At 63.7% G+C, this 7,046-nt stretch carries 9 protein-coding genes; 6 read left to right on the top strand and 3 right to left on the bottom strand.

Annotated features, from left to right (window positions below; all coding sequences use genetic code 11):
- Positions 1-293 precede the first annotated feature (293 nt).
- From K6I33_RS28930 to K6I33_RS28910, 5 genes are all read left to right on the top strand, one after another.
- Positions 294-710: a hypothetical protein gene (locus K6I33_RS28930; protein WP_229357494.1), complete on the top strand. Its 417-nt coding sequence runs from the start codon at positions 294-296 to the stop codon at positions 708-710.
- A gap of 5 nt (positions 711-715) precedes the next feature.
- Entirely contained in the window at positions 716-2,587 is a 1,872-nt protein-coding gene (locus tag K6I33_RS28925) for an alpha/beta hydrolase (RefSeq protein WP_229357493.1), read from the top strand.
- Between the two features lie 88 nt (positions 2,588-2,675).
- Positions 2,676-3,167, top strand: a complete 492-nt coding sequence (locus K6I33_RS28920; RefSeq protein ID WP_229357492.1) for a hypothetical protein — start codon at positions 2,676-2,678, stop codon at positions 3,165-3,167.
- A gap of 68 nt (positions 3,168-3,235) precedes the next feature.
- A complete protein-coding gene (locus K6I33_RS28915) occupies positions 3,236-4,189 on the top strand; it encodes an ADP-ribosylglycohydrolase family protein (RefSeq protein ID WP_374286019.1) in 954 nt (317 codons plus the stop codon).
- 3 nt (positions 4,190-4,192) lie between these two features.
- A complete protein-coding gene (locus tag K6I33_RS28910) occupies positions 4,193-4,573 on the top strand; it encodes a hypothetical protein (RefSeq protein WP_229357490.1) in 381 nt (126 codons plus the stop codon).
- 11 nt (positions 4,574-4,584) lie between these two features.
- On the opposite strand, the gene K6I33_RS28905 is transcribed toward K6I33_RS28910, so the two are convergent.
- On the bottom strand, positions 4,585-4,947 hold the full coding sequence (locus K6I33_RS28905; protein ID WP_229357489.1) for a cupin domain-containing protein: 363 nt from the start codon (positions 4,945-4,947) through the stop codon (positions 4,585-4,587).
- A 140-nt stretch (positions 4,948-5,087) separates the two neighbouring features.
- Between K6I33_RS28905 and K6I33_RS28900 the strand changes: the two genes are divergently transcribed.
- Positions 5,088-5,642 carry a hypothetical protein gene (locus K6I33_RS28900; protein ID WP_229357488.1) on the top strand — a complete coding sequence of 185 codons (555 nt, stop codon included), beginning with the start codon at positions 5,088-5,090 and terminating at the stop codon, positions 5,640-5,642.
- Between the two features lie 2 nt (positions 5,643-5,644).
- Here K6I33_RS28900 and K6I33_RS28895 read toward each other — a convergent pair whose 3' ends face one another.
- Together K6I33_RS28895 and K6I33_RS28890 are read right to left on the bottom strand one after the other, a co-directional pair.
- On the bottom strand, positions 5,645-5,842 hold the full coding sequence (locus K6I33_RS28895; RefSeq protein WP_229357487.1) for a DUF397 domain-containing protein: 198 nt from the start codon (positions 5,840-5,842) through the stop codon (positions 5,645-5,647).
- Between the two features lie 13 nt (positions 5,843-5,855).
- Complete coding sequence (locus tag K6I33_RS28890; protein ID WP_229357486.1) at positions 5,856-6,710, bottom strand: helix-turn-helix transcriptional regulator; 855 nt, start codon at positions 6,708-6,710, stop codon at positions 5,856-5,858.
- Positions 6,711-7,046 lie beyond the last annotated feature (336 nt).

The raw sequence follows: 7,046 nt of genomic DNA, 5'->3' as shown, positions 1-7,046 counted from the left end.
CCGCCGACGTCAGCCCCCTCCCCGAACTCGCGGCAGCGAAGTCGCCGAGCCCCGGCGCTACGGCCGGCGGTGAGGACTCGGCGCACCGGCAAGCGGCGAAGCCCGAGAAGGGCAGCGATGGCTTGCTCTCCCAGCGCAACGTACTGGCCGTTGGCGTAGCCGCAGCGGTGGTCTTCGCCGCAGGGGTGTCTGTCCTCTTCACTCGTCGACGCAGAGCACTCCCCAAGTAACCGACACAGGCAAGGCAAGAGCTACCTCGCTCCTTCCTCTCCCCCCTCTCTTCAGGATTCACGATGACGGACGCCCAATTTCAGCAACCAGCCGCTGAATCACGAATACTCCTGGCCTCCGCTGCCCCCAGCGGCGGAGGCGGCGGTGGCACCCACAAGGCGAGCGTCACGCCGTGGATCACTGCAGGAGGTGTCGCGGACGAGTTGCACCAGGACATGAGTACCGCGCTCGGCGACCTGGGCCATGCGCACGACGGTATAAAGGCCGGCACCGCTGGCTTCGCGAGTGTGGCAGCGCTGAGTACGATCCTCGGCACCTGGGAGACGCGCCTCGGTGCAGTCCGTAGTGAGTGCCAGAGACTCAGTGGCGATCTGAAGAAGGCCGGTGTCAGCTTCGGCGAGAACGAAGCTGCCGTGAAAACCTCGTTCGAGGCCGTTCGGAACAGCTCGAAAATCGACGACTACTCGAAGGGCCGGTGACCTCGATGGTCACCATTGATGAGCTGAAGAACCTGGACACTTCCAAGTTCACCAAGGCGGCGGAAGGCTGGAGCGCGGTCAGCAACCGCTCCAGCGCGGCACGAGGTCGCGTCGACCACGACATGCTTTCCAGACTGGGAGCCACCCAGCAGGGCGAGGCAGCTGATGCCGTCAAGACGGGCCTGGGGAGACTCAGCAAGAACTACCAGTACATCCATGCCGAATGCGGCATGATCCGCACGGCACTCACGGGCCTGGCCGAAGAACTGACAGTTCCCCAACGCAAGCTCAAGCAGGCGCTCGAAGACGCCCAGGCGTTGAAGTTCACAGTCAAGCCCGACGGCTCCGTCGAGTTCCCCAAGAGCCCGTCGACACCGTCCCCGCAGCTCCCCGCGCCGGCTGCACCCGGAGCCATGCCGGCCCTGCTGAAGCCGGACAGCACTCCGGATCTGAATCAGGCCAAGGCGCAGGACATCGCCAACCGCATCGGTGAGGCGTTGCAGGAAGCGGCCGAGATTGACGGCCGCTACGCCAGGGCCTTGGCAAAACTTGATGCAGATCCGAGTCTGGATAAGACGGATCAATCGGATATTGCGGGTGACATCAAGGCTGTCCGGGCTGCCGCCGGAAAGCTCTTCTCGGAGTCAAAGATACCCAAGGGCGGGTCGCCCAAGGAAAATGCAGAATGGTGGAAGAGCCTCGGTCAAGCGGAACGTGATGAGTATGCCGTCATGTTTCCGTCCAGTATCGGGAAGATGGACGGCCTCCCATCCTCTGCGCGCGACGAAGCCAATCGAATTCTGCTTGCCGAGACTTATTCGAGGGATGAAGAGCGCCTGGAGAGTCTCATGCGACGAGAGCCTCGAGAATATACCCAGAAAATAAATCCGGTCACCGGCCTCCCCGTCCAAGGGGAGCAGGAAAAAACGTTTGCCTGGAAGAAGTGGGACCAGGAAAGGAAGGTGCTGGAAGAGCGGATAAGCGGCATGAAGCAGATTCAAGCCCGCTTCGACGAAACCGGAAGCAAGGACCTGCCGGAGGCTTACCTTCTCGGTTTTGATGCCGATGGGCTCGGCCGCGCCATTGTGGCGAACGGAAACCCGGACACCGCCGACCACACTGCTGTGTACGTTCCGGGAACAACGACTCGTCTGAGCAAGGCCGAAGGCGACATCAACAGGATGGCGAGTCTATGGAAGGTGAGTAACGCGATGCCGGGTAACCCGTCGGTGTCGACAATTACCTGGATCGGTTACGATGCGCCGCAGAGCGCCTATCCGACTCACAATGGTGATCTGATCCCCGAAGCGGCATCCCCTTCGTACGCCGACAAAGCGGCTCCCCATCTGAAGGGTTTTCTCGACGGTATACAAACGGCGCAGGGCGGCCCTGAAGCCAGCCATACGACGGTGCTAGGGCATAGCTACGGAACCTATGTGGTGGGCGACACCTCGCAAAAGCAAGGGCTAGGGGCGGACGACATCATATCCGTGGCAAGTCCAGGCATGCGTGTCAGCCACGCGGACGAGCTGGATGCCCCCAAAGGGCATGTGTGGTCGGAAGCCGCTGCGCTCGGAAATGACCCCGTCCCCTTGGGCGGGAAGGCTGCCTTTCTTGGCGGTGACAAGGATACGGCGCCGTTGCGTGCGGCGTTGGGTGCGGCGGTCAGTGAAGCCGTTCCTGTCGTGCCCCCTGCGCTCGGGTACTTGGTCGGAGGGATGCTTGACCAGAACGTCCCATCCGACCGGGATTTCGGTGCAAATATAATGCAGACCGATTCCAAGGACCATAGCGGCTATTGGGACGGCGGCTCCGTGAGCCTGTGGAATCAGGCGGCTGTGGTGACCGGAAACTATGATGCGGTGAAACGTGGCTAGTCGAGGAAAATTGAGAAAGGGTCGCAAGCGGAAGTTTCTCGCGACATCGGCCTCATTGGCTGTTCTGGCTGTATCGGGGTGTAGTGGTATGAGTGGAAATTCGAGCGATCTCGGCTATGTGCCTCGGGTGCGCGAGATTGAGACCTCTCGGGCGGAAGCCAAGGAGCTTTCGAGTCAAATCTTTGACGCCATTGGCCTGAAGGGGCAGATAAGTCAGCCGGGGCCTGGCGTGTCCAGATGTGACAAGGATCCCAAGGTGCTTTACAAGATTCGACACCCGTGGTCCCTATGGGGTGTTCCAGAGGCTGACATGGAGCAAGCCATGGAGCGGCTCAATGATGAGTTGCCGAAGCGTGGGTGGAAGGTTACGAGTTATGGGCGCGACAGCAGCAGGGCAAAGAATCTGGAGATAATTGCTGATTCCAAAAAGTTCGATTTCTCTGCCAATATCACCTTTATGGACAAGCGGAATTCATCTCAAGAGGCGCCAGCTGATCTCAGCAAGACATCCGGAATCGTGGTGGATGTCGTCTCCGCATGCTTCCGTGTGCCGGACGGGAAGGTTGTCGACGCCTACTAGCGGCAATGAGAAGAGCACGAGTCGGCGGACGGCATCGGCGGGCTAATCGGTACGGGCGGGTGAGTCTTGTGGAGCGTGCCGTCGGGGCGGTCGTCGGGTCGGCTGTGGGGGATGCCTTGGGGGCTCCCTTTGAGTTTGGGCCTCCGGGAGCGTTTTTCTCGCGTTTTCCGGAACCTGGATGCGGGGGAGAGATGTGTGGCGGTGGTGGATGGAATGCCGGTGAGGCCACGGACGACACGCAGATGACGGTTCATGTCGGTGAATCGCTGCTGGAACGCGGTGGGCTGGATCCCGCCGATATCTTTCGACGGTTTCAACTGTGGGCCGCCGCCGAGCCCAAGGATATAGGGCTGCAGACAGAGGACGTGCTCACCAACGGGGAGCCCTGGGATCGCGCTGCCGCGGTTCATTTTCGGACCAATCATCGTGCCGCCGGAAACGGTGCGCTCATGCGGGCCACCACCTCTGCGGTGTACTTCGCCGGGCGGGGGCGGGCGGTCACCATGGACGCCGCCCGTCGGATCGCCGCGCTGACGCACGGCGACCGGGCGGCCTGGGAAGGCACCGCCATCTTTCACGAGCTCCTGCGCGTGGCGCTGGAGGGCGGCGACCCGGTCGGTGCGGTCGCGGATACGTTCGCGCAGGTTCATCCGGAGCATCGAGAGCGGTACGCGGCCGTTCTCGCGCTCGGCTGGCATCCCGACGACGCCACCGAGTTCAACGGTGCCGTCTGGCCTTGTCTCGCTTCCGCTGTCTGGGCCCTGCGCACCACCGCCTCCTATGAGGAGGCTGTACGTGCGGCCATTGACCTGGGTGGGGATACGGATACTGTTGCCGCGGTCACTGGTGGCCTCGCCGGGGCGGTTTATGGGTTCGACGCGATTCCCGTGCGGTGGACCGAGCCTCTACACGTTCCTTTGCCCGGGGCCGGCGAACGTGTGTTGCGCCTGCAAGATGTGGTCGACCTTGCTCAGCGGCTGGATCGGTCCGGCAAGGCCGCGTCGGCGAAGGGATCGGTTTAGTCCGTGCGTATCGAAATCTCGAGGGTCTTGGACGCGGAGAGCGGAGCCGTCTGTTTCTCCTCGCCGGTGGGGAGGGGGCAAGGCATCTGGCGAGGGGAAGGGTCGCCGGAGACCGGGGCGTATGACGTCGAGTTCGACGTTCCTGATGTGGTTCGGTCGTGGGGCCTTGTCGCGTCGCCGGGGTGGGGCATCGAAGGCGTTGATGGGTTCGGCGTTTCCGTTACTGGAGCAGTGGAGCGGATCGATGACGATTCCGTTGTCGCGCTGAGGCTCGAGGCGGACGTTCTGCTGGTCGAGATACTGGATGGCGTACGACCGGTCGCGGTTGGGGATCGCCTGAGATTCACTGCTTCCGGCCTGGAGCTGTACCCGTACGAACTGTGATCTGGACACGGTCAGCCCTTCGCGTAGTTCGTGGCGCCCTGCCAGTCGACCATGACGCAGGGGGTGTCGCCGAGGACCCAGGCGTCGTGGCCCGGTGGGCAGATCATGCAGTCGCCCGGGCCGAATTCCGCCTCTTCGCCGTCGTCCATGACGACCATCATGCGGCCCGAGATGACATAGGCCGCGTGGGAGGCCTGGCAGCTGTCGGTTCCCGCGATTGGCTTGACGTGTTCGGACCAGCGCCAGCCCGGTTCGAACGTTGCCCGGCCCACCGAGCCGCCGCCCAGTTCCACCAGCTCCATTCGCCCTTTGCCGGCCTGGAAAGGGCGGATTTCCTCTGGCGAAGTGAAGCTCTTGCGTACGAGGCCGGCCATGGCGTGCTCCCCTCGGCTGCTGATCTGCCGTTTCGACGATGTCATGGGGAGAGGGCGGCGGCGAGCGGTGCGGGGCGGGTGGGTGATGGCTGCCGGCCCGGGGAGGGGAGCCGTGGTTTCGCTCGTTAGCCTCTGGTGCTGTGGCTGGTACTGATGTCGCGCCCAAGTCGCGTTTCCTCGTTCTGCACGACTACGGCATGGGTGGCCTGTGGTGGTGGGTTCGTGCGAGGTCGGCGCGGGAGGTTCTTGAGACGTTCGCCTGGGTCGAGGTCGTCACTGATCCCGAGACTGTGGCCTGGCGTGAGGGCGGCAAGCTGGAGGAAGTCGATATCGACGCGCCCCGGATGCCGGCTGGGCTGGACGGCCTGCGCGCGGAGCGTGACGCCCAGCGCGGGCGTCCGGGCTTCGGCGCGCTCGTGGGTAGGGAGGTCGTGTATCTGCGGCAGCCCTGGGACGGCGACGACGACGTTGATCCGGCCGACTATCTGATGGAGATCGGGTCCGACGGGCGCCGGACCCGGCAGGTGGAGATTGGCGAGGACGGGAGCGCCGTCAGGAGTGGGCCTGACGACTGGCTTTTCAGTCCGCCAATCGTCGATCTCTTCGATCCGGAACTGGTGGGGCGGGAGATCCGTCGTGATGAGTTCGAGGAGGCGTGGGCCCGCGCCCGTCAGGCGGATGCCGATCCGGCGTAGGACTACAGCAGATGGTCCAACTCGCCGCGTTTCGCCGCCTTGATCAGGTTGCTGAGGCCTTGGTGGGTGGTGGTGATCAGCTCGGTAGGGTGCGTCGTCTCGCGGAGGACGGGGGTGCCGGCGGCTGTGTGGCCTATCTGGAGGCAGGTGTTGCCGCCGTTCCCGCCGCATAAAGGTTCCTGCCAGCAGATCTCGCTCATCTTGTCCTCATGTTCAGATTCGTTGGGCAATGCTGTGGATGAAGTCGCGTGTCTTGTCTTCGGGAAGGCCAAGTGCCTCCATCCTGTCGAGCAGTGCCTGGTAGTCCGCAAGGTCTGAGCGGGAATCGATGAAGGTCGAGCCGTGAAAGCTGTCGAGCTGAACGGTGTCCAGCTGAGGGACCCGCCCGTCGGCGTAGAGGATCGGTTGGCCCGGGCCGGCGAAGCCGCCGACCTCGAAGGGGATGACTCGGATGGTGATGTTGTCCCGCTCGCTCATGTGGAGGAGGTGGTTCAGCTGGTTTCGAGTGACCCTCGGGCCGCCGAACTGGATGTGCAGAGCCGCCTCGTGAATGATCGCCGTGAATTTCGGCGGGTCCTTTCGGAGGGTGAGGATCTCCTGTCGCCGCATGCGGTGGATGGCGCGTCGTTCGACGTCGTCCGGGGGTAGGGAGACGAGGGAGCTCTCGAAGAGCGCGCGCGTATGTTCGGCGGTCTGGAGAAGGCCGGGGATGTGCATCATGACGAGCATCCGCATCGCGACAGCGTGGTGCTCCAGCTCGGCCACGTCCATGAAGGATGGCGGGAGTAGCGTCCGATACGACTCCCACCACTGGTTGTTGCGCTCCTTGGCGATGGCGGCCAGGGCGTCGATCAACTGGCCGTCTACGCAGCCGTAGTGGGTCGCGAGAGTGCGGGCCCGGTCCGGGCTGATGCCGAACCGGCCGGACTCGATGTTCGGGATTCGAGTGCGGTTGACGCCAAGGAGTGCTCCGGCCTGCTGCGTTGAAAGGCCCGCTGCCTCGCGGAGCTTGCGGAGCTCGATGCCGAGTCGGCGTTGACGGACTGTGGGATCGCTTCTTGGTGGCATGTCACCTCTCTCCGTAGGGCCACAGTCTGCCCTCCGGAGGGCTGCGCGATCCATCTGGAGAACTGTTTTCCATAGGCGGCGCAACGTAAGCGCGGATGCGCTACCGTCGGTATCGCTCGACTCACACGCCGTGGCGCCGGAAGAGCGCCGCGCGAGCATGCCCGCCTTCCCTGGGGTGAGGTGCGCTCGTGCCCAGGGAGGCGGGCCACCGGTCGTCGTCCGCGCGTGAGCGATCAGAACTCCCCACCATTCGAACGTGCTTGGAGTCCGCGCATGAGTACTCCTCATCGCTCCTGCCTGCCCGAATCCCGTCCAGCCGTGCCCCCGCTCCCTCCC

The organism is Streptomyces sp. UNOB3_S3, from assembly GCF_020740895.1.
Lineage (GTDB): Bacteria > Actinomycetota > Actinomycetes > Streptomycetales > Streptomycetaceae > Streptomyces.
Note: the sequence above shows the minus strand (reverse complement) of the source record. Positions and strands in the feature narration are given on the sequence as shown.